The organism is Enterovirga rhinocerotis, from assembly GCF_004363955.1.
Taxonomy (GTDB): domain Bacteria; phylum Pseudomonadota; class Alphaproteobacteria; order Rhizobiales; family Beijerinckiaceae; genus Enterovirga; species Enterovirga rhinocerotis.
Window position 1 is genome coordinate 681,529 of sequence record NZ_SNZR01000013.1, and the last position, 21,020, is coordinate 702,548.

The following is a 21,020-nucleotide window of genomic DNA, read 5'->3' on the forward strand; positions in this document are numbered from 1 at the left end:
GTCAACCGGTCTTGCCGAGCGGGATCGCGGGCGGCAGGTCGTCTCCGATCCGGAGCACCTTGCCGGGATTGAGGATGTTCTGCGGGTCGAGGACGCCCTTGATCCGCGCCATGAGGTCGAGGGCGACCGGGTCCTTGTAATGGGGCAGTTCGTCCCGCTTCAGGAGGCCGATCCCGTGTTCGGCCGAGATCGAGCCGTCCATTCCCTGGACGATGCCGTGGACGACCTCGTTGAATCGCTCCCAGGCCGCGAGGAACTCCGCCCGCTCCATCCCCACGGGCTGGCTGATGTTGAAATGGATGTTGCCGTCGCCGACATGGCCGAAGCCGAGCGGCCGGGCGCCCGGCATGACCGCGCGGCAGGCTGCGCCGGCCGTCTCGATGAACTCGGCGACGCGCGAGACCGGCACCGAGACGTCGTGCTTGATCGAGCCGCCCTCGAAGCGCTGGGTCTCGGAGATGCGCTCGCGCAGCAGCCACAGCGCGTTCCGCTGCGCCTCGGAGGCGGTGATGGTCGCGTCCTCGAGGCGGCCAGCCTCGATCTCCTGCGACAGGATCGTCTCCAGCATGCCCGTCAGGTCGGCATCGCCGCGGGGGGAGGCGAGCTCGATCAGGGCGTAGGAGTGATGCGCCTCGGCGAGAGGCTTCGCCGCGTCGGGCGCGTGCTTCAGCACGATCTCGAGGGCGAAACGCGGCAGGTATTCGAAGGCGACGAGAGATTCGCCGGCCTCGGCGCGCAGGCGCGAGAAGACCGCGAGCGCGGCCTCCGTCGAGCCGCAGCCGATGAAGGCCGTCGCCTGCGCCCGCACGGCCGGGAACAGCTTCAGCACCGCCGCCGTGATGATCCCGAGCGTGCCCTCGGAGCCGACGAAGAGGTGGCGGAGATCGTAGCCGGTATTGTCCTTGCGCAGGCCCTTGAGGCCGTTCCAGACCTGCCCGTCGGCGAGGACGACCTCGAGGCCGAGCATCAACTCGCGAGCATTGCCGTAGCGGAGCACGGCCGTGCCGCCCGCGTTGGTTGCGAGATTGCCCCCGATCCGGCAGGAGCCCTCGGAGGGAAGAGAGAGCGGGAAGAGCAGGCCGTGATCGGCCGCGGCCTGCTGGACGTCGGCGAGGACGCAGCCGGCCTCGACCGTCATCGTGGCGTTGAGCGGATCGACCGCGCGGACGCGGTTCATGCGCGCGAGCGACAGGACGATGCCGCCGAAGGGAACGCCCGCCCCGACGAGCCCGGTATTGCCCCCGTGGGGCACGACCGGAACGCGGGAAGCCGCACAGGCCTTCGCCACCTCCGCGACCTCGGCGGTCGAGCCGGGCCTCACGAGCGCGACGGCGCGGCCCTGCCAGATCCCGCGCTCCTCGCGCAGATGGAGGGCGAGATCATCCGCGTCGGTCAGGACGTGAGCCGGGCCGACGATCCGCGTCAGCGCGTCGAGAAACGCATCCGGAACGGCGGGAGGCGGCGATGCGAGGGTCGTCATCGGCGACACATCGCGCGATGTCGTCGTGCGGGCAATGGGGATTCGATCGTCCCGAAAAGCCGGCGCCTCAGCCGCGGAACATGCCCTGGAGGCGCGACAGGCCCTGGCTCGCCGTCTGGTTCCCCTGGTCGATGCCCTTGGCGCGCTGGTAGCTCTCGATGGCCTCCGCCCGCTTGTCGAGCCGTTCGAGGGCTACCCCGCGATGCGCCCAGCTATCGGCGTCGCGTTGGTTCACGTTGAGGGCGGCGTTGAAGTCCTCGACGGCCTTGTCGAACTGGCCGAGCGCGATCAGGCTCTGGCCGCGGCCCGCATAGGGCGCCGACACATAGGCGTTGCGGTCGACGGCGGCGCCGAAATCGATCACCGCCTCGCGATGGCGGCCCATGCGCTGATGGACGAGGCCGCGAGCATGCAGCGCCTCGGCCGATTCGGGCAGGAGGCGGATCGCCTGGTCTAGATCGGCGAGCGCCGCGTCGGACTGGCCCTTGGCGCGATAGAGATTGGCGCGGCCGATATAGGCGGGCCCGTAATTCGCGTTGGCCTGGATGGCGCTCGTGAAATCCGCGAGGGCCTGCTCGCTGCGGCCGGTCTGGCGATAGGCGAGGGCGCGGTTCGTGTAGGCGGCTGCGCTGTTCGGATCGAGTTGCAGGGCCTTGTTGAAATCGGCCAGCGCTTCGGAGTAGCGGCCCGCGCGGGCATAGGCCGCGCCGCGGGTGTTGTAGGCCGAGGCGTCGCCCGGATTGCGGGAGATGACGTCGGTCAGCGATTCGATATTGACGGCCGTCGAGCCCGACTCGTCACGCTCGACGACGGCGATGCCCGGTGCGCGGGCAACCCGGCTCCCCGTCTCACACCCTGCGACCGCGACGGTCAGGACGGCAGCAGCCAGGCATCCGGCTCGGCCCATCCAACGCGACATCAATTCCACCCCTCGTCGATCGATCCGGCTACCCGGCCGGCTGCGAAGCCGGACGGTGTCGTCCCGCGGTTACGAAAGGTTGAACGGGTCTGAACGTTCCGCACCGGCCTCTGAATGTCAGAAGCGAGGGGCGGCCGGAGCGGCGGCGGCGGCCGTCGCCGGAGCCGTGCCAGCCGTTGCCGAACCGGCAGCGGGAGCCGCACCCGGACGCAGCCCGCGGGCGCCGCCACGCGGCGGGGGCTTCGGCTTCGAGGGCAGCAGGCCCTCGCGCTGCATCTTCTTGCGGATGAGCTTGCGGGCGCGGCGGACGGCCTCGGCCTGCTCGCGGGCGCGCTTCTCCGACGGCTTCTCGTAATGGCCGCGGAGCTTCATCTCACGGAAGATGCCCTCGCGCTGCATCTTCTTCTTGAGAGCACGCAGCGCCTGGTCGACATTGTTGTCCCGGACAAGAACCTGCACGCGTCTTCCTCGTCAAAAGCGGTCGCCAATCGGCGGAAAAAGGGAAACGAGGACCGTGCGCATCCATGGAGCATCAAGGTCCCGAAGCGGCGCCGATAGCAGAGCAGATCGCGTCTGTCCACGCCTCATTTCGTCCGCAGCGCCGTGTTGTAGGCCGCGTCAGGCAGAGACCACGCGGCGCATTGCTGGAGCCGACGGCCGCTTCGTACAATCCGGTGCATGTGAGAGGCAAGATATGATCGCGTTGACCAAACGATCGGTGTCCTGGGTGTCGTCCTGGGCGGTGGCCCTGGTCGTGTGCGCCGGCACCGTTGGCGGGGCCGCCGCGCCGGCCGTCGCGGCCTGCGGCGACGCGGTCGGCCCGCGCGTCGACTGGAGCGGGTGCTCGAAGCGCAACCTGCTTCTCTCGGGCACCGATTTGTCCGGCGTCGTTTTTGCGCGCACCGCCATCACGTCCACCGATTTCCGGAAATCGAAGCTCACGGGCGCCAATCTCTCGGGTGCCGACATCACCTTCTCGCGCTTCGACGACGCCGACCTCACGGAGGCCGATCTGACCAAGACGATCGGCTGGCAGGCGAGCTTCCGGAAGGCGCAGCTCGGCAAGGCGAAGCTCGGGATGGCGCAGATCAGCCGCGGTTCGTTCAAGGAGGCGAGCCTCGCGGGTGCCGTCCTCGCCAAGGCAGAGCTCAACCGGGCCGATTTCAGCGCTGCAGACCTCACCGGCGCCGATATCTCGAAGGCCGAGCTGCCGCGCGTGAACTTCGCCGGCGCGAAGCTCGAGGGCGTCGATTTCCGCTTCTCGAACCTCGCCCGCGCGCGCCTCGAAGGGCTCGACCTCGCGGGCGTGAAGATGGGCGGGGCCTATCTCTTCCTGACGCAGTTCGACCGCGCGGACCTCTCCAAGACGGAGGGGCTGCGCCAGGAGCAGCTCGACATCGCCTGCGGCACGCGGGAGACGAAGCTCCCGCCGGGCCTCAAGGCGCCCAAGACCTGGCCCTGCGCCGGCGACGACGAGTGACCGGCGCCCCTCAGCGCCGCCCGATCCGGTAGGTCTCGAACCTGCCGAGCAGGACTTTCAGCGGGTCGGGCGCGAAGGCGCGCGTGAGGAAGGTGCCGTGCTCCGTCGCCGGCGGCGTCGGGACGAAGCTCACGGTGCCCGGGCCGAGCTTCGGCGGGACACCCTCACCCGAATCGAGGCCGCGGGCGGCGAGGAGCGAGCGGAGACGGGCGTTCTCCACCCTCGACGAGGCCGAATAGGCGCTGACGAAGGCCATCCGGCCGCGCCGCGCCGCGACGATCTCGGCGAAGCGGTCGACCTCGCCATAGAGCGCGTCGAGGAGAAGGAGGCCGACGATCCTGTCGGTCGCCCCGCCGACCGACAATCCGAAGGCCGCCGGCAGGTAGCCGCCGCTATAGGCCGCGACGATGACGGGGAGGGAGGCATGGCTCCCGCTGCCCACGAGGGCGGGAAGGACGGCGCCGGCCTCGTCGAGAAAGCGCCTGAGGCCTCCCGCCTCCCAGAAGCGGCCGGCGCTCGAATCGAGAGCATTCACGGCAAGCTGCGGCGCGAGGAGGATCGCGTTCAGCCCCGAGGCCGCGACCTGGCGCGGCACGCCCTGGGAGCGGCAGACCTCGCGTTCGAGCGTCGCGAGGTTGCCGTGCAGATAGACGACGATCACGGCAGGCCTCGCGGGATCGAAGCCCTTCGGCACCGAGATCAGGACGCGGTTGTCGGAATATGTCGGATTCTCCCAGTAGACGCCTCCGCGCGGCGAGGCATGGCCGCGCCTCTCGCCGTCCCGCTTGTCGAGGAAGGGACCTTTGCCGGGCACGTCGCCGTCATACGGGAAGGGAGCGCTCGCGAAGGGCACGAGCCAGCTCCGTCCGGCTCCCGGGCAGGCGATGGCGCGGGCCTGGTCCATGCGAGCCTCCGCGAGGGTCGGGGCGAGAAGGGCGAGCGCGGCGAGGAGGACGATGCGATGCGGCGTCCGCTTCACACCCTCCCCTGGAGGGGGAGGGTCGCCAGCGAAGCCGGGGGGGTGGGGTGACACCCACCTGTCCTCATCTCCGGCGCTGCGGGGGCGGAGGCCGTGCATCACCCCACCCCGGACCTGCGGTCCGACCCTCCCCCTCCAGGGGAGGGTGGCCTGCACTCGTCTCATCCCCCTCACGCCGGCTTCGGCTTCAGCACCGAGAAGAAGGCCGGGACGGCGATCAGGTAGGCGCAGGCGGCGACCAGCAGGACCGAGCCCATGCCGAAGGAGGTTGCGAGGATCGGCACCAGCGCCGCGCCGACCACCGAGAAGCTGCCGTTGATGCCCCAGGCCCAGACGAACATGCTCTCCTTCTCGAGCCGCGCGAGCCAGGACATCGCCGTCGGCATCGGGAAGCCCATCAGGAAGGCCGGCGGAAAGATCAGGGCGAAACAGGCGAGGAGGCGGAGGCCGTAAGGCAGGGCGCCGATCGCATCGAGGACGAGCGGGAGCGCCAGCGCATAGGCGACGAGGAGCGCGACGATCGCCGCGAATACGACCGGCATCGTCGTTCGGGCGCGCGGGATGAAGCGCTCGGAGACGAAGCTGCCGAAGCCCGAGAAGACCAGCATGCCGGTGATGAGGACGGAGGCCGAGACGGTCGCGTTCGACAGCGCGAGCACGAAGTTCGAGATGAGGCCGACCTCGACCACGATGTAGCCGAGCCCGAGACAGGCGAAATAGGTGATGGTCCCGGCCTTGCCGCGCTGGCGGCTGAAGATCGTGCGCCAGCCGAAGGCGACGGGCAGGAGGACGAGGGCGAGGGCGGCGAGGCAGGCGACGCCGAAGGTCGCCCAGATGAGAAGGTAGCCCCATTCGTCCTGCAGCAGTTCCAGCCGGTCGGTGACGCGAGGCAGATCGGCCGGGCGGACATAGGCCGCGAAATAGGGCCGGTCGTTCGTCAGCACGCGGCTGTCGAAGACGTAGCCGCGGGAGAACTCGTCCCAGCCACCGGTGAGGAGGCGCTTCCAGGCGAGCCGGCCGAGCGTGACCGAAGGAAGGACCGTCGGCTCGGCATCGCTCTCGACCCCCGGCGGCGGCAAATCCCCGCCCGGCGGCGGCTCGCCCTCCGGGGCCGCCGCGTCCTTCCGGAGCGCCGCCATGTCGAAGAAGATCTGGTTGCGGTAGTTCTCGAGCGTCGCCTTGGCGGCGCCCTCGTCCACCTCGAAGCCGGGATGGTACAGCACGTCGAAGGACATCGCCTTCGTGTGGGCCCGCAGTTTCTCGATCTCGTCCGGCGTGAAGCCGCCGCTCTTGTAGAGAACCGTCGTCGTCGAGAGATAGCTCGAGGCCGCGAAGAAGGATTTCGCCGGATCGCCGCCGGCCTCCTTCGCCGCCTCCGCCATGGTGGCGTAGAGCTTCAGCACCGATTTCGGCGGCTCTTCCTTGTTCCAGAGCGTGACCGAGAGGATGCCGCCGTCCTTGAGCGCCCGCATATAGGCGGCCATGGCCTCCCGGGTGTAGCCGAACTTCTCGACGATCGCGAAGCCGCCGGGATTGGAGAGGCCCGCGGAATCGGCGAGGCTGAGGTCGATGACGTCGTAGCGCCTGTCGGTCCGCGCGAGGAACAGGCGTCCGTCCTGGTCGACGGCGGAGACGCGCGGATCGCGCAGCAGATCGCCCGTGAAGTCGCGCAGGAAGCGGTCGTCGCGCAGGGCGGAGAGGATGGCGGGGTTGCCCTCCGCGACCGTCACCGATGTCGAGCCGCCGGCCAGCGCGACCGATGTCGAGATGCCGCCGCCGAGCTGCACGACGAAGGTCTCCGGAGCCTCCTTGAGGAGGTACGGATAGATCATCGGCAGGAAGCGGAAATAGGCGGTCTCGTCCGCCGGGAGCTTCCGGATGATGCCGATCGGGCCGTCGCCGTCGATATACATGCCGAGATAGGCGTTCGACGGCATCTTCTTCAGGTTGAACGCGGCGTTGTCGGACAGGCCGGGCGCGAAATGGAGATAGGAGCTGGAATAGACCTCGATCAACCCGAAGGGCGAGGCGGCCTGGTAGACCCGCGCCGCGTCCGGGAACTTCCGCGCATAGGCGACGCCCTTGTAGTCGGAGGTCGCGAGGGTCGGGATGCCGGTCTTGGCGGGCAGAGCGAAGTGGAGCCCGAGGCTGAGGATGGCCGCGGCGACGAGGCCCGCGAGGAAGGACAGGCTCCGCAGGGAGGCGAACCAGAGAAGGCCCGCGAGGAACCAGAGCCCGAGCGGGACGACGATCAGGTTCGCCGGCAGCACCACATACATCGCGCCGAGGAAGACGAGCCCGCACAGACCGGAACCCGCGAGATCGGCGAAATAGACCTTCGGGAAGGCCTCCCGCGCCTTCAGGAACATGGTGCCGAGGAAGACTGCGCCGGCGAGGAAGGGGATGAGGTAGAGCAGGAAATTGGCGGCGAGGCGCCATTTCTGGCTCGGGTCCGAGACGAGGAAGATGGCGTTGAACGGCACCTGCTGCGCCAGGAGGTTCGATCCGACCGCGAGCGGGCCGAAGAGCAGGAGCGAGAGGCCGGCGGCACCTTTCCAGTGCCGCTCGAACCACGCCGTCGTCACACACATCGCGGCGCTCGTCAGGCCGAAGCCGAGCATGGCGAGGCTCACCACCAGCGAGCCGAAATGCGCCCAGTTCCCGACCGAGAAGACGCGCATGATCCCGATCTGGAGCGCGATCACCGCGCCCGCGAGCAGCGCCACGGCGAAATAGAGCGGCAGGTCCAGCCGCATCTCGGTCGGGACGAGCCGGGCGGGGAGGGTCATGCGGTGTCGCCGACGCGCCGCGGAACCGTCCACGCCTCCTTCTCCCCTTGCGGGAGAAGGTGGCACGGCGAAGCCGTGACGGATGAGGGGTGAAACACGCCCGTCGACGCCGAGTCTCCGCCCCTCATCCGACCCTCGCTGACGCGAGGGCCACCTTCTCCCGCAAGGGGAGAAGGACGATTCCGGTGGGGGCGGGCGGGCCGCGTCTCACTTGTTGTGCGTGCCCTTGATCGCGTCGCCTTCGAGCTTGGTGAAGGGCACGAAGGGCACGATGCGGCCGCCATAGATGTCGGAGCGCGTGACCTGGATCGACTTGTCGGGCGCCTCCTCCTTCCGGACCTTCAGGACGCGCTGCGCGCCGGGCGGGCCGACCGGGATGACCATGACGCCGCCGGTCGTGAGCTGCTGCAGGAGGGGAGGCGGCACGTGGTCGATGCCGCAGGTGACGATGATCTTGTCAAAGGGGCCGGCCTCCTCCCAGCCGTAATAGCCGTCGGAGGCGCGCGAGGCGATCGCCTTGTACTCCGTATACCCCTTGGCGATCAGCGCGTCGTAGATGCCGCGGGTGCGCTCGGCGAGCGGCTTGATGATCTCGATCGTCCAGACCTTGTCGGTGAGGTTGGCGAGATAGGCCGATTGGTAGCCGGAGCCGGTTCCGATCTCGAGCACCTTGTCGCCCTGCTTGACGTCGATCACGGTCGTCATGCGGCTGACGATGTGGGGGCCGGAGATCGTCACGCCGTAATCGATGTCGAGGAAGGCGTGGTCGTAGGCGCGCCTGAGGTTCTTCTTCAGGACGAATTCCTCGCGCGGCGTCATCAGGAAGGCGCGCTTGTCGCGGTCCGTCGCGACGTCCTTGTTCGCGACCACCGCGCGGTAGCGGGACCAGCGTTCGGAGAGAAAGCGCTCGTCCTCGCCGCGATTCGTCTTCGCCCACTCGATGAAGGCCTCGCGGTCGTCGAGCGGCGGCATCGTATTGAAGTCGTAGGGCGTCGAAACCTTCGCCGAGGCTCCCGTCGCCGCCCCCGCCGACGCGGCGAGCGCGCCCACCATGAAGTCGCGCCTCTTCATCAGGGACCTCCGCCAGCTGCCGGTGATTCGCAGCCTAGAGCTGCCCCTATCGGCCCACCATCTTGCCGGCCGATGTCGCGTTTGCTGCGGCGACGTTTCGCGCCGTGTGTGGCGCGGGGGATACAGTGGCAATGGCCCACCGCTCGTGTCGTCGACGACGGGCGGAGAGTGGTTTATGTTGTCCCCACGGCTTCTTTTGTTGAACGGCCTTATGCCTCATCGCTCGACCAGACGTGACGCGATCACCACCAAGGGTCGTGCGCGGGCGGCTCTGGGTCGGGCCCGAGCCCGGGCGCTGGCCCGGAGCGCTTCCGACGATCGGGTGTCCTCCGTCATGGTGCGTGCCGATGAGATCGGCCTCATCGCCATCAAGAATGCTCGCATTTCGGGACGGGTCTCGGTCGACTTGATCAAGCGTGCGAAGGCCAGGACCGGCCTGAACACCGACACGGAACTCATCGAATTCGCGCTGGCGAATGTTGCGATCGAAGACGACTTCCTCACCGTATTCGATGCCGTTGCGGGCGCCGTGGATCCAGAACTCGATCTGGATGCCGGGTGACGGTCGATTTTCAGCGGGTCCGGCGGATCCTGCGGGCAGCCGCCGAACGGCGCCTGGTGCCGCGCGGCGACGATGACCTTCCGTTCATCGCGGGCGCCGCGGCAGCGGGAGCCTCTCTGCTCCTCGATACGTGCGTGTACATCGACCGAGCTCAAGGGAGGATTCCGCCCATCGTGCGGGATACGATCGCGGTCAGGACCGTGACGCACAGCTCCGTGGCGCTACAGGAACTGCTCTTCACGGTCGGGCGCCTCGACCCCAACGATCCGCGCAGCGCGACGGCCGTCACGGCAATCGAGGCGATGGTTCGAGCGATGCCCAGCCATCGCCTTTTCACACCCTCCGTCGACGTACTCGCCGCAGCGTCCGTCTATGCCGGCATCCTCAGCCGGAGTCAGGGCTATGCGAAGGACGACCGACGGCGAGCGGTCAATGATTGTGCGCTTTTCCTGCAAGCCCACAAGCTCGGTCTCACCGTTCTGACGCGGAACGTCCGCGACTTCGATCTCCTGCTGCAACTCGTCCCGAACGGGCGCGTCCTTCTCTACAGCGCCTAAGCGGCGAGGTCCGCCACCACCGAGTCCAGCACCGGGAAACCGGCCGGCGTCACCGCGATGCGGGAGCCGGCGCGGTGAGCGATCATGCCGTAGCCGAGGAGGTCCTGGATGCGCTCGTGATCGAGCATCCGGCCCGAGATGGTCCGGTAGCGGGACGGCTCGATCCCCTCGCGCAGGCGCAGGCCCATCAGCAGGAACTCGTCGCCCGCTTCCTCGCGGGTGAGCACGGTCTGTTCGACGAGGCCGTGGCCGTGGCGTTCGACGCGCGCGAGCCAATCCTCCGGCGAGCGTTCGGTCGCGGTCGCCGTGCGGCCCCTGGCCGACATGATCCGGCCATGGGCGCCGGGGCCGACGCCCGCATATTCGCCGTAGCGCCAATAGAGGAGGTTGTGGCGCGATTCCGCGCCCGGGCGGGCGTGGTTCGAGATCTCGTAGGCCGGCAGGCCGGCGCGGTCGCAGACCTCCTGCGTCACGTCGTAGAGGATCCGCGACAGCTCCGGATCGGGGATCGCGAGCTTGCCGGCGGCATGGAGCCGCTCGAACCACGTGCCGGGCTCGATGGTGAGCTGGTACAGCGAGAGGTGGTCGGCCGCCTCGCCGATGGCCCGTTCGAGCTCCGCCTTCCAGGCGGCGGGCGTCTGGTCGGGGCGGGCATAGATCAGGTCGAAGGAATAGCGCGGGAAATGGCGGCGGGCCACGTCGACAGCGGCCAGAGCCTCGGCGACGCTGTGCAGCCGGCCGAGGCGGCGCAGGTCGCCGTCGTTGAGCGCCTGGATGCCCATCGAGACGCGGTTGACGCCGGCGGCGCGGTAGCCGCGGAAGCGCTCGGCCTCGACGGAGGTCGGATTGGCTTCGAGCGTGATCTCGGCCCCGCGGGCGATGGTCCAGCTCGTCGCGATCGCCTCGAGGAGCCCCGCCGTGGTCTGGGGCCGCATCAGCGAGGGCGTGCCGCCTCCGAGGAAGATGCTCGTGACGGTGCGGCCGGGCGCCATGTCGCCGGCATGGGCGATCTCCCGCCGGAAGGCGTCGAGATAGCGCTCCTCGTCGATCCCGCCCGTGCGGACATGCGAGTTGAAGTCGCAATAGGGGCATTTCGACTGGCAGAAGGGCCAGTGAACGTAGACGCCGAAGCCGGCATCCTGGGTCGGGTGGCGGATCATTGTGCCGTCCTAGCACAGGGCAAGACAACGGATCGTTACGATCTGTTGTCCAAACTCGTTAACGTTTCGCAACGGGCCAGGCGGATGCCCGGTTGGCCCTCTGCGAGCGAAGGGCGTGCCGATGCGAGAGGCGGCTGATACGCACCGCCGTCGCGCTCCGGGGCCGAATCACCCCAGGACTCGACTTCTCTTCACGACACGGTGAAAACGCGCCGACAAGGAGGGCGGATTGAAACGGTGGGGACGGCCAGAGCCGTGGGGGCCCGGCGCAGGCGCCGATCCGGGCTGCGACCGGCGGGGCTATCACCACGGCAATCTCAAGGAGGCGCTGGTCGACGCGGCGCGCCGCTTCATCGCGGAGCGGGGCATCGGCGGATTCACCCTGGCGGATGCCGCGAAGCTCGTCGGGGTGACGCCGGCCGCCCTGTACCGGCATTTCCGGGGGCGGGAAGCGCTCGTCCAGGAGGTCGCCTTCCGCGGCTTCGATCAGCTCGCCGAACGCCTGGCCCGAGCCTTGTCGGGATCCGGCACCCCGCTCGAGCGCTTCACCCGGATGGGGGAGGCCTATCTCGATTTCGCGGAGAAGGAGCCGGGCTATTATGCCGCGATGTTCGCGGCGCCGTCCGAGGAGACGGCCGGGGCGGCCCCGCCGGCGCCCTGGGGGCAGCCGCGCAGCCCGTTCGGCATGCTCGTCGAGTCCCTGGGGAAGGCCTTCCCGGACGGGTTCGGCGCGGTCGATCCGCGCTTCGTCGCGCTGGAGGTCTGGGCATTGGCCCACGGGCTCGCCACATTGGATGCGGCGCGGATGCTGCCGCGCGGCCCGGGCCTTCCCGGCAAGCACGAGCTCCTGCGGGCGGGCGTGCTCGCGGTGATCCACGGGACCGGGCGAAAATAGCCCGATCCGACCTCTTGAAACCGGCCCTCGATCCCCGCATGTTAATGTCGTTGACATTTACATGTCGGTGCACAGGAGGTTCATCATGACGACAGCGACCCCCGGCTGGCAGGCCGGCATGACATCCGACCGGACGTCCGAAGGCCGGCGCGCCTGTTCCGGGCCCCGGGGTTCCCGCCGCGCGCTCGAGATCGTCGGGATCGTGTTCCTGTTCTTCTATTTCTGGCCCGCGGCGGCAGCCTACGTGGCCTGGAAGATCATGGGCTATCCCGGCCTGAACGATGCCCGCGAGATCATCTCGCGGCAGGCGGACGACCTGAAGGCCTACCGCTTCTCCGGCACGCCCTTCTCGGGCGGCGGCTTCGGGGGCGGCACCGGCAACGCTGCCTTCGACGCCTATCGCCGCGAGGAGATCGAGCGGCTGGAGCGCGAGCGCCGCCGGCTCGACGAGGAGGCGCGGGAGTTCCGCACCTTCGTCGAGGAGCTGAAGCGCGCGAAGGACCGCGAGGAGTTCGACGCCTACATGGCCAAGCGTCGGAGCAACGGCCCGGTCGACGTCTGACCGGCGTCGTCCTCGAGGGATGACAGACGGCGCGGCCTGCGGGCCGCGCCGTTCGCATGTCAGAAGACGACGAAGTCGGTCGCCTTCAGGTCGGCCTTGTTGTCGAAGATCGCGATCCGGATCGCGGCGGCTCCGCCGGGACCGTCGGCATCGTAGGAGAGGATGCCGGTCGATTTCACGTAGGTGAAGTGGGTGCTGAACTCCTCGGCGGAGAGGGCGCCCCTGTCGAGGGCCGTGAAGATCGCATCGTCCAGCCGGATCTTGTCCTGTCCGGAGACGAAATCCACGATCCGGTCGACATTGGCCGCCGAGACCGCCTTGTCGAAGACGAAGCTGTCCGCCCCGCCGAAGCCCTGGAGCCGGTCGGCGCCGAGCCCGCCATTGAGGACATTGGCTCCGTTATTGCCCCTGATCGTGTTCGCGAACTCGTTGCCGGTGAGGTTGATGGCGGTCGTCGCCGTCGCCACGGAGGCCGTCAAGGTCTCGATCTCCTGGCCGGCGGCGAGCTTGTAGGTGACGCTGGTCCTGACGGTATCGGTTCCGTTGCCCGCGCTTTCGAAGACGCGGTCGGAGGCGTGATCGACCATATAGGTGTCGTTGCCGGCATAGCCGTACATGAGATCGCCGCCGCCGCCGCCATTCAGGGTATTGGCGCCGGCATTCCCCTTCAGGGTGTTGGCGAAGCCGTTGCCGGTGAGGCTGATGGCGGTCGTCGCCGCCGGCACGGACGCCATCAGGGTCTCGACCTCCTGGCCCTCGGCGAGACGGTAGGTCACGCTGGTCCTGACGGTGTCGGCCCCGTTGCCTGCGCTCTCGAAGACGCGGTCGGCTGCGTTGTCCACGACATAGGTGTCGTTGCCTCCGTAACCGTAGAGGTTGTCCGCGCCGGCCCCGCCGTTGAGCGTGTTGTTCCCGGCATTGCCCCTCAGCGTGTTCGCCAGGTCGTTGCCGGTCAGGTTGATCGTCGTCGTCGCGGTGGCGTCGATCGCGGCGAGGACCTCCACGTGCTGGCCTGCTCCGAGGGTGAAGGTCGTCGAGGCGAAGACGGTGTCGGTGCCCTGGCCCGCCGTCTCGAAGACCCTGTCGCCCGCATTGTCGACGTAATAGGTATCGTTGCCGGCGAGGCCGTAGAGCTTGTCGGCGCCCGCGAAGCCGGAGATCACGTCGGCCTGCGCCGAGCCCCTGATCGTGTCGTTGCCCGCAAAGACCTCCTCGAGGATTTGCTGCGGCGTGGAATTGACCCAGCTGGCCAGCGTCGGAAAGACGCTGATCGAAACGTCCTTCAGCTCGAAGGCTGTCTTGCCGCCGAGATTGCCGACGACGCGCGTGATGTTTCCGAAGAAAGGAGTCCCGTTCGGAAGGTAGCTGAACCCTGATCCGTAGACATCGACGAAAGAGCTGACCCCGTTCACCGTGGTCGAGGCCCTGAAATAAGTGGACGTTCGATTGGCGCCGATGGTTCCATCGGTGATATTGTTGAAATAGTTCAAGAACTCGGGGTCGTTTACATTGAACGCCGAGCCAGCGATGAAGGTCGCCATTGGTGATGCCCCTGCAAGCGAAACGCCGCGAAGAGCCAGTAAGTTTTCGAATGTTTCAGGGCGATGTCTTTACCGTTTTCCTGGTCGTCATGTCTTGGTATGTACAGTAAAACGGCTCATCATACTTTCGCTGGGGTGCCCTGCGGCTCGGTCGCAGCGCCGCCGCACAGGTGCGCATTCCGCCTCGGTGGAGGGCTCGCGGTCGGTTCGGGCGGTCTCCAAGAGACGGGCCGGCGGTCCCGGCGGGGCGCGGATGGACGGCGATGCGTTGACGGCCCCCCTCCGCCGGCGGTAACGATCAGCACCAACACGGGGCCCCTGCGGGCCGCCTGAAGGGGCTTTCATGTCCGAGATCGCGGGACCCGCGAGACGCCACGCGACGGTGCCGGTCAAGGTGGGCAACGTCCTCGTCGGGGGCGGCGCGCCGGTCGTCGTCCAGTCGATGACCAACACCGACACGGCGGATATCGATTCGACGGTCGCTCAGGTCGCCGCGCTCGCGCGCGCCGGGTCCGAGATCGTACGCATCACGGTGGATCGCGACGAGGCGGCTGCGGCCGTGCCGAAGATCCGCGAGCGGCTCGACCGCGTCGGGGTCGACGTGCCGCTCGTCGGCGACTTCCACTATATCGGCCACAAGCTGCTCGCGGACCATCCGGCCTGCGCCGAGGCGCTGGCGAAGTACCGGATCAATCCGGGCAATGTCGGCTTCAAGGACAAGAAGGACCGGCAGTTCTCCGCCATCGTCGAACTGGCGGCGAAGCACGGCAAGGCCGTCCGCATCGGCGCCAACTGGGGCTCCCTCGACCAGGAGCTCCTCACCCATCTGATGGACGAGAACGCGAAGGCGGCAGCTCCGCTCGACACGCGCGCCATCACGCGGGAGGCCATGGTGCAATCGGCCCTGACCTCCGCAGCCCGGGCGGAGGAGATCGGCCTGGCGAAGGACCGCATCATCCTCTCGGCCAAGGTCTCGAACGTCCAGGACCTGATCGGGGTCTATCGCGAGGTCGCGCGGCGCTCGGACTATGCCATCCATCTCGGCCTCACCGAGGCGGGGATGGGCTCGAAGGGCATCGTCGCCTCGTCGGCGGCGCTCGGCATCCTCCTGCAGCAGGGCATCGGCGACACGATCCGCGTCTCGCTCACGCCCGAGCCGGGGGGCGACCGGACGCTCGAGGTCAAGGTCGCGCAGGAAATCCTGCAGACGATGGGCTTTCGCGTCTTCGTGCCGCTCGTCGCGGCCTGCCCCGGCTGCGGCCGCACCACGTCGACGGTGTTCCAGGAACTCGCCCGCGACATCCAGAGCTGGATCCACGTCTCGATGCCGGGCTGGAAACAGACCTATCCGGGCGTCGAGACTCTGAACGTCGCGGTGATGGGCTGCATCGTCAACGGTCCCGGCGAGTCGAAACATGCCGATATCGGCATCTCGCTCCCCGGCACCGGGGAGAGCCCTGCGGCTCCCGTGTTCATCGACGGCCGCAAGGCCATGACCCTGCGCGGTCCGGCGATCGCGCAGGAGTTCAAGACTCTCGTCTCCGACTATATCGATCGGCGTTACGGCCAGGGCGCGCGCGACGCCGCCGAATAATCCGGCAGGACCCACATGGTGAGCGACGATCGCGCCTCTCCGGACGGCCCGCGACCCGATGCGGCTGCCTCGGAGCCTGCCAAGCCCCCTGAGGGGCCGCCTGGGCAGCAGGCGGGAGCGACACCCGTCGAGATCACGACGATCGCATCGCCGGAGAACCCGGCCGACGCTCCGGCCGAGGGCGACGCCCCGACCCCGCCATCACCGGTGCCACCACCCTTGCCGCCTTCCGTGGTGGCCCCGGAAGTCTCCTCGGTCTCCGCCGAAGCCGGCCCGCAGAGCGGGCACGGCAAGGCCGGCATCTGGACCCTGACGCTCGGTTCCGTCGGCGTCGTCTACGGCGATATCGGCACGAGCCCGCTCTATGCTTTCCGGGAGGCGCTGCACACCGCCAAGGAAGACGGCATCATCACCCCCGTCGAGGTCTACGGCGTCGTCTCGCTGATCCTCTGGGCGCTGACGCTCATCGTCACGCTCAAATACGTCGCCATCATCGTGCGGCTCGACAATAACGGCGAAGGCGGATCGCTCTCGCTGATGGCGCTCGCGCGCAAGGCGACGGGGGGCAGCTTCGTCATCCTCGTCCTCGGCGTCCTCGGGGCCGCCCTGTTCTACGGGGACGCGGTCATCACGCCCGCCATCTCGGTGCTGTCGGCGGTCGAGGGGCTGAAGCTCGTCACGCCCGCCTTCTCGCCCTACGTGGTCTGGATCACGATCGCGATCATCGTGGTGCTGTTCCTCGTCCAGAGCCACGGCACGGCACGGGTCGCGAGCTTCTTCGGGCCGATCATGGTCCTGTTCTTCCTGACGATCGGGATCGCCGCTCTCCCCCATATCGCGCGCGAGCCGGGCATCTTCCTCGCGCTCAACCCGTATTACGCCGTGCAATATCTCGCGACGCACGGCCATGCGGCCCTGATCGCGCTCGGCGCGGTGTTCCTCGCGGTGACGGGCGCGGAGGCGCTCTTCGCCGATCTCGGCCATTTCGGCCGCCGTCCGATCCAGCGCGCCTGGCTCGGCCTCGTCTTCCCGAGCCTGATGCTGAACTATCTCGGGCAGGGCGCGCTCGTGCTGCACGAGCCCGACGCCGCGGCGGAGCCGTTCTTCCGCATGGTGCCGGAATGGGGCCTCCTGCCGCTCGTCCTCCTCGCCACCTGCGCCACGGTGGTCGCCGCCCAGGCCAACATCACCGGCGCCTTCTCCCTCTCGCGCCAGGCCGTCCAGCTCGGGCTCCTGCCCCGCCTCGAGGTCCGCCATACCTCCGAGGAGCATTCCGGCCAGATCTATCTGCCGCAGGTGAACACGCTGATCATGATCGGCGTCATCATCCTCGTCCTCGCCTTCCGCTCGTCGAGCGCGCTCGCCTCGGCCTACGGCGTCGCGGTGACGGGGACGATGCTGATCACGGGCATGATGGCCTTCATCGTGCTGCGGCACGTCTGGGGCTGGAGCCGTCTGCGGGCGGCGGCGACGATCGTGCCCTTCCTGCTCCTGGAGCTCTGCTTCCTGTCGGCGAACCTGCTCAAGACCTTCGAAGGCGGCTACGTGCCGCTGGCGCTCGCGGCGGTTCTCGTCCTCGTGATGGGAACCTGGGTGAAGGGGACGCGCGTTCTCTTCGAGAAGACGCGCAAGACCGATGTCGAGATGGGCGAACTGGCCGCGATGCTGGAGCGCAGTCCGCCGCATCGGGTGCGCGGCACGGCGGTGTTCCTGACGAGCGACCCGTCGCGCGCGCCGTCCGCGCTGCTTCACAACCTCAAGCACAACAAGGTCCTGCACGAGCGCAACATCATCCTCACGGTGCGCTCGATGAACGTGCCGCGGGTGCGGAGCGAGGACCGCCTGACCCTGGAGCAGCTCGGCCAGTCCTTCTGGACGGTCGAACTCCGCTTCGGCTACATGGAGCAGCCCGCCATCCCGCGGAGCCTGTCGGGGCTGCGCAAGTTCGGCTTCAAGTTCGACATCATGGCGACATCCTTCTTCCTGTCCCGCCGCTCGATCAGGCCTGCGCTGCGCTCCTCGATGCCGATCTGGCAGGACAAGCTCTTCATCGCGCTCGCCCGTTCGGCCTCGGACGCCACGGACTTCTTCCAGATTCCGACGGGGCGCGTCGTGGAGGTCGGCACGCAGGTGACGCTCTGAGCGCCGGCCGATCCGGGCAGGCGCGGTGAGACGGCTTCTGCGCCTCGCCCTCATCGCCATCCTCGCCTATCCGGCTCTCGTCCTCGTCCTGGGCGCGCTCTACATCGCGGTTCCCCCCGTCTCGACCCTCATGGTCGGCCGCTGGCTCACCCTGCGCGGCGCCGAGCGGACCTATGTCCCGCTCTCGGCGATGGCGCCGATCCTGCCGGCCGCCGCCATCGCCTCCGAGGATGCGCGCTTCTGCCGGCATCGCGGCGTCGATTGGGGTGCGATCAGCGACGTGCTCGACGAGGAGGGCGGCCCGAGTCGCGGTGCCTCGACCATTCCGATGCAGGTGGCCAAGAACCTCTTCCTCTGGCCTGGGCGCTCCTACATCCGCAAGGCGATGGAGATCCCGATCGCGCTCTATCTCGATACGATCTGGTCCAAGCGGCGGATGATGGAGGTCTATCTGAACGTGGCCGAATGGGGGGAGGGCACCTTCGGCGCCGAGGCGGCTGCCCGGCGCCATTTCAACAAGGGCGCGGCAGATCTGTCGCGGCGCGAGGCCGCCTTGCTGGTCGCGGTCCTGCCGAATCCGATCCGGCGCAACGCCGCCCGTCCGACGCGACTCGTCAGCGGCAAGGCCGCGCGGATTCTCGCGCGCGTCCCGAACACGCCCACCCGCTGCCTCGCGCCACAGGGCGGAACGCGCTGAGCGGGCGATGCGCAGCCGCGTCGTCGAAACCCCCTAGCCAGGCGGGGCGGGGATCGCTATAAGGCCGCCCTTCAGTTTCCGATACAGGCTGATCGGCTCCGCGGCATGCGGGCGCCGTTCGGCAACGTGACGTGAGCCCGCCGGGCGGGCCGGGAGAGACCAGTGGCCGTTCCGAAAAGAAAGACCTCGCCGGCGAAGCGCGGCATGCGCCGTTCGGCCGATGCGCTGAGCGCCCCCGCCTATGTCGAAGACAAGGATTCGGGCGAGCTGCGCCGTCCGCATCACATCGACCTGAAGACGGGCATGTATCGCGGCCGCCAGGTTCTGACGCCGAAATCCGACGCCTGATCGGGCTGACGCGCCCGACATCGGCGAGACGAGCCGGCCCTTCGTGGCCGGCTTTGTCGTTCTGGCTGCGGAAGAGAGCGGCGGGGGGCGGCGTGAGCGTCTCGCCCGTCCCGCCTCAGACGGTGAGATCCAGCTCCGATGCCGTCGCTCTCGGCTCGCGCCGGTAGCAGGTCAGAGCGTGTTCGGGCGCCCCGCGCCGGCGGTCCCGATATGCGCCGACGCGACTGCGGCAGGCGATCAGCTGCGCGAGGAAATCGGCCTGGGCCGGCGAGCCGCCTCGCGGGGCCGAGCGCCGCTCGAACCGGACGAGCGCACGGCTCGGCGGGATGACGCCGTCAGTCGCATTGGGATCGTCCGCTTCGCTCCGCATTGAGCCGTCCCTGGTGGCCCTTCTGGCACTCCTGCTGTCCTCAGCAAGGATCGTGCACGCCCTTTAACGTCCCGTTTAGATATTCGTTCGCATCACTTCGAAACAGTGCGTTGCGTCCCGATTCGCAGCAGCTTCGAGGCCCGGCGCCGTCCGGTCCTCAGACAAGGGCCAGCCGGTGCCAGCGGTGGAGATCCAATCCGGCGGCGCGCGAAGCGCGTCCGACGACCCGCGCCGAATCCTCACCTCGCTCGGCGTGGTGGTGTACGATTGGGATGTCGCTTCGGACCGCATCGACTGGGGACCGAACGCGGCGGACGTGCTGGGCGCCGGCAATGTCGCGCTCTGGTCCAGCGGCCGATCCTTCGACGAGGCCGTATCGCCCGGCGGCGGCCCGACGCGCGCTGAGATCGCGGTGCCGCGCGGATCCGGAGACGACGGCGCCGGCACCGTCTTCGCGGTGCTGTATCGCCTGCGGCTCGCCGACGGCACCTTCGTTCTCGTGGACGATTCCGGGCGATGGTTCGCCGATGCGCAGGGTCGTCCGGCGCGCGTCCACGGCACGATGCGCATCCGGCCCGACGGGCAGGATGCGACGGATTTCGCGAGGGCGCGGCTCCGTCTGCTCGAGGAAGTCGATCAGGATATCCGCGACGGGCGCCCCTCCGGGCAGGCCTTGACGCTCTTCGTGATCGCGATGTCCAATCTCGCCGATCTCAACGAAGAGCTGGGCTTCGAGGCCGCCGACGACGTGCTGGGGAGCGTGATCGCGCGGCTCGGGGGAACGATGCGGCGGCGCGACCGCTTCGCGCGCTATGCCGGCAATCGGTTCGCCCTGGCCTTGCGGGGCTGCGGCCCGGACGAGGCCGAGATCGCCGCGCGCCGTCTGCTGGACCTCGCGACCCGGGAGCCGGTCGGCACCACGAAGGGGCCGGTCGAGGTGCAGGTCGCCATCGGCGCCGCCTCTGCGCCCGCTCATGCGATCGAGGCCCCGCTGCTGCTGCGCCGGGCCGAAACGATGCTCAGCATCGCAAGGATGCGCCCGGGGCGTCCCTATCTCATGTTCGATCAGGGCCTGCTGCGCACGGCGGCGCGCCATCGCGGCGATCCGGTTCTCGCGGGTGTCGATCTGCTCAATGCCCGCCGCGTCGTCCTCGCCCGTCAGCCGGTCGTCTCGGCGACGACGCGGGAGGAGGTCTTCAGCGAGGCCCTGCTGCGCGTGGCGGACGAGGACGGGACGCTCCGCGCGGCCGCCGACATCATTCCCGCGCTGGAGCAGGCCGGATTGATCCACCTCGCCGATGTGAGGATGCTCGAACTCGTCGCCGATCATCTCGATCGGTATCCGTCGGCCCGCCTTTCGTTGAACGTCTCGCCGCGCACGATGGAACGGTCCGACTGGCTGCCGATCCTGAAGGCGCATCTCGGCGGGCGCCTCGGTCTCGCGTCCCGGCTGATCCTCGAGGTCACGGAGACGGCCGCCATCCGCGACCCGAAGGCGATGAGAGTGCTGCTCGACGGGGTGCGGGCGCTCGGCGCGGCGGTGGCCTTGGACGATTTCGGCGCCGGCCATACCTCGTTCCGCAACCTGCGCGCCTTCCCGGTCGATTTCGTCAAGATCGACGGGGCGTTCGTGCAGAACCTCGCCCGCTCGCCCGACGATCGCTTCTTCGTCAGGACTCTCGTCGACCTGGCGCGCCATCTCGGCATCGCCACGGTCGCCGAATGGGTCGAGGACGAGGAGAGCGCCGTCCTCCTCGCCTCCTGGGGCACGGACCTGCTCCAGGGCAATCATTGCGGCCGCCCGCGGATCGGACGCACCGACATGCCGGACGGCCGCGCGCTCGTCGCCTGACCCCTCGCGGGGTCAGGCGTCT

At 68.7% G+C, this 21,020-nt stretch carries 19 protein-coding genes; 10 read left to right on the forward strand and 9 right to left on the reverse strand.

Annotated elements, in window-relative coordinates:
- Window position 1: 1 nt before the first annotated feature.
- From EV668_RS14900 to rpsU, 3 genes are all read right to left on the reverse strand, one after another.
- Window positions 2-1,480, reverse strand: coding sequence for an FAD-binding oxidoreductase (locus EV668_RS14900; protein ID WP_133771334.1), 1,479 nt, complete (start codon window positions 1,478-1,480; stop codon window positions 2-4).
- 67 nt (window positions 1,481-1,547) lie between these two features.
- Window positions 1,548-2,399 carry a tetratricopeptide repeat protein gene (locus EV668_RS14905; RefSeq protein ID WP_133771336.1) on the reverse strand — a complete coding sequence of 284 codons (852 nt, stop codon included), beginning with the start codon at window positions 2,397-2,399 and terminating at the stop codon, window positions 1,548-1,550.
- A gap of 117 nt (window positions 2,400-2,516) precedes the next feature.
- Entirely contained in the window at window positions 2,517-2,858 is a 342-nt protein-coding gene (gene rpsU / locus EV668_RS25365; protein WP_245513196.1) for a 30S ribosomal protein S21, read from the reverse strand.
- Window positions 2,859-3,102: 244 nt separating this feature from the next.
- Between rpsU and EV668_RS14915 the strand changes: the two genes are divergently transcribed.
- Window positions 3,103-3,879 (forward strand): pentapeptide repeat-containing protein, encoded by a 777-nt coding sequence (locus tag EV668_RS14915; protein WP_166652476.1) that lies wholly within the window; start codon window positions 3,103-3,105, stop codon window positions 3,877-3,879.
- Between the two features lie 10 nt (window positions 3,880-3,889).
- On the opposite strand, the gene EV668_RS14920 is transcribed toward EV668_RS14915, so the two are convergent.
- From EV668_RS14920 to EV668_RS14930, 3 genes are all read right to left on the reverse strand, one after another.
- The gene (locus EV668_RS14920; protein WP_166652477.1) at window positions 3,890-4,858 is read right to left on the reverse strand and encodes an alpha/beta hydrolase; all 969 of its coding nucleotides are present in this window, start codon (window positions 4,856-4,858) and stop codon (window positions 3,890-3,892) included.
- A 170-nt stretch (window positions 4,859-5,028) separates the two neighbouring features.
- Window positions 5,029-7,647 (reverse strand): hypothetical protein, encoded by a 2,619-nt coding sequence (locus tag EV668_RS14925; RefSeq protein WP_245513198.1) that lies wholly within the window; start codon window positions 7,645-7,647, stop codon window positions 5,029-5,031.
- A gap of 207 nt (window positions 7,648-7,854) precedes the next feature.
- Window positions 7,855-8,718 carry a protein-L-isoaspartate O-methyltransferase family protein gene (locus EV668_RS14930; RefSeq protein WP_133771341.1) on the reverse strand — a complete coding sequence of 288 codons (864 nt, stop codon included), beginning with the start codon at window positions 8,716-8,718 and terminating at the stop codon, window positions 7,855-7,857.
- Window positions 8,719-9,040: 322 nt separating this feature from the next.
- On the opposite strand from EV668_RS14930, the gene EV668_RS14935 reads away from it, so the two are divergent.
- A complete protein-coding gene (locus EV668_RS14935) occupies window positions 9,041-9,280 on the forward strand; it encodes a hypothetical protein (protein ID WP_245513200.1) in 240 nt (79 codons plus the stop codon).
- A 173-nt stretch (window positions 9,281-9,453) separates the two neighbouring features.
- Window positions 9,454-9,837, forward strand: a complete 384-nt coding sequence (locus EV668_RS14940; RefSeq protein ID WP_342636837.1) for a type II toxin-antitoxin system VapC family toxin — start codon at window positions 9,454-9,456, stop codon at window positions 9,835-9,837.
- Here the strand turns inward: EV668_RS14940 and hemW are convergent.
- Entirely contained in the window at window positions 9,834-10,997 is a 1,164-nt protein-coding gene (gene hemW, locus EV668_RS14945) for a radical SAM family heme chaperone HemW (protein WP_133771345.1), read from the reverse strand. The genes EV668_RS14940 and hemW overlap by 4 nt on opposite strands.
- A gap of 229 nt (window positions 10,998-11,226) precedes the next feature.
- Here hemW and EV668_RS14950 point away from each other — a divergent pair, with 229 nt between their 5' ends.
- Both EV668_RS14950 and EV668_RS14955 read left to right on the forward strand, forming a co-directional pair.
- Complete coding sequence (locus tag EV668_RS14950; protein WP_133771347.1) at window positions 11,227-11,892, forward strand: TetR/AcrR family transcriptional regulator; 666 nt, start codon at window positions 11,227-11,229, stop codon at window positions 11,890-11,892.
- A gap of 85 nt (window positions 11,893-11,977) precedes the next feature.
- Window positions 11,978-12,454, forward strand: a complete 477-nt coding sequence (locus EV668_RS14955; protein WP_342636838.1) for a DUF2852 domain-containing protein — start codon at window positions 11,978-11,980, stop codon at window positions 12,452-12,454.
- Window positions 12,455-12,513: 59 nt separating this feature from the next.
- Here the strand turns inward: EV668_RS14955 and EV668_RS14960 are convergent, their stop codons facing one another.
- The gene (locus EV668_RS14960) at window positions 12,514-13,995 is read right to left on the reverse strand and encodes a calcium-binding protein (protein ID WP_133771350.1); all 1,482 of its coding nucleotides are present in this window, start codon (window positions 13,993-13,995) and stop codon (window positions 12,514-12,516) included.
- 343 nt (window positions 13,996-14,338) lie between these two features.
- Between EV668_RS14960 and ispG the strand changes: the two genes are divergently transcribed.
- The 4 genes from ispG (at window position 14,339) to rpmF (ending at window position 18,776) form a co-directional block, all read left to right on the forward strand.
- Window positions 14,339-15,589: a flavodoxin-dependent (E)-4-hydroxy-3-methylbut-2-enyl-diphosphate synthase gene (gene ispG / locus EV668_RS14965; RefSeq protein WP_133771352.1), complete on the forward strand. Its 1,251-nt coding sequence runs from the start codon at window positions 14,339-14,341 to the stop codon at window positions 15,587-15,589.
- Window positions 15,590-15,604: 15 nt separating this feature from the next.
- Window positions 15,605-17,731: a potassium transporter Kup gene (locus tag EV668_RS14970; RefSeq protein ID WP_133771354.1), complete on the forward strand. Its 2,127-nt coding sequence runs from the start codon at window positions 15,605-15,607 to the stop codon at window positions 17,729-17,731.
- 25 nt (window positions 17,732-17,756) lie between these two features.
- The gene (gene mtgA, locus EV668_RS14975; RefSeq protein WP_425359625.1) at window positions 17,757-18,428 is read left to right on the forward strand and encodes a monofunctional biosynthetic peptidoglycan transglycosylase; all 672 of its coding nucleotides are present in this window, start codon (window positions 17,757-17,759) and stop codon (window positions 18,426-18,428) included.
- Window positions 18,429-18,590: 162 nt separating this feature from the next.
- Window positions 18,591-18,776 (forward strand): 50S ribosomal protein L32, encoded by a 186-nt coding sequence (gene rpmF, locus EV668_RS14980; RefSeq protein ID WP_133771357.1) that lies wholly within the window; start codon window positions 18,591-18,593, stop codon window positions 18,774-18,776.
- A gap of 115 nt (window positions 18,777-18,891) precedes the next feature.
- Here the strand turns inward: rpmF and EV668_RS14985 are convergent, their stop codons facing one another.
- On the reverse strand, window positions 18,892-19,146 hold the full coding sequence (locus EV668_RS14985; protein WP_133771359.1) for a hypothetical protein: 255 nt from the start codon (window positions 19,144-19,146) through the stop codon (window positions 18,892-18,894).
- A 184-nt stretch (window positions 19,147-19,330) separates the two neighbouring features.
- Here EV668_RS14985 and EV668_RS14990 point away from each other — a divergent pair, with 184 nt between their 5' ends.
- On the forward strand, window positions 19,331-20,998 hold the full coding sequence (locus EV668_RS14990) for a bifunctional diguanylate cyclase/phosphodiesterase (RefSeq protein ID WP_133771361.1): 1,668 nt from the start codon (window positions 19,331-19,333) through the stop codon (window positions 20,996-20,998).
- Window positions 20,999-21,020 lie beyond the last annotated feature (22 nt).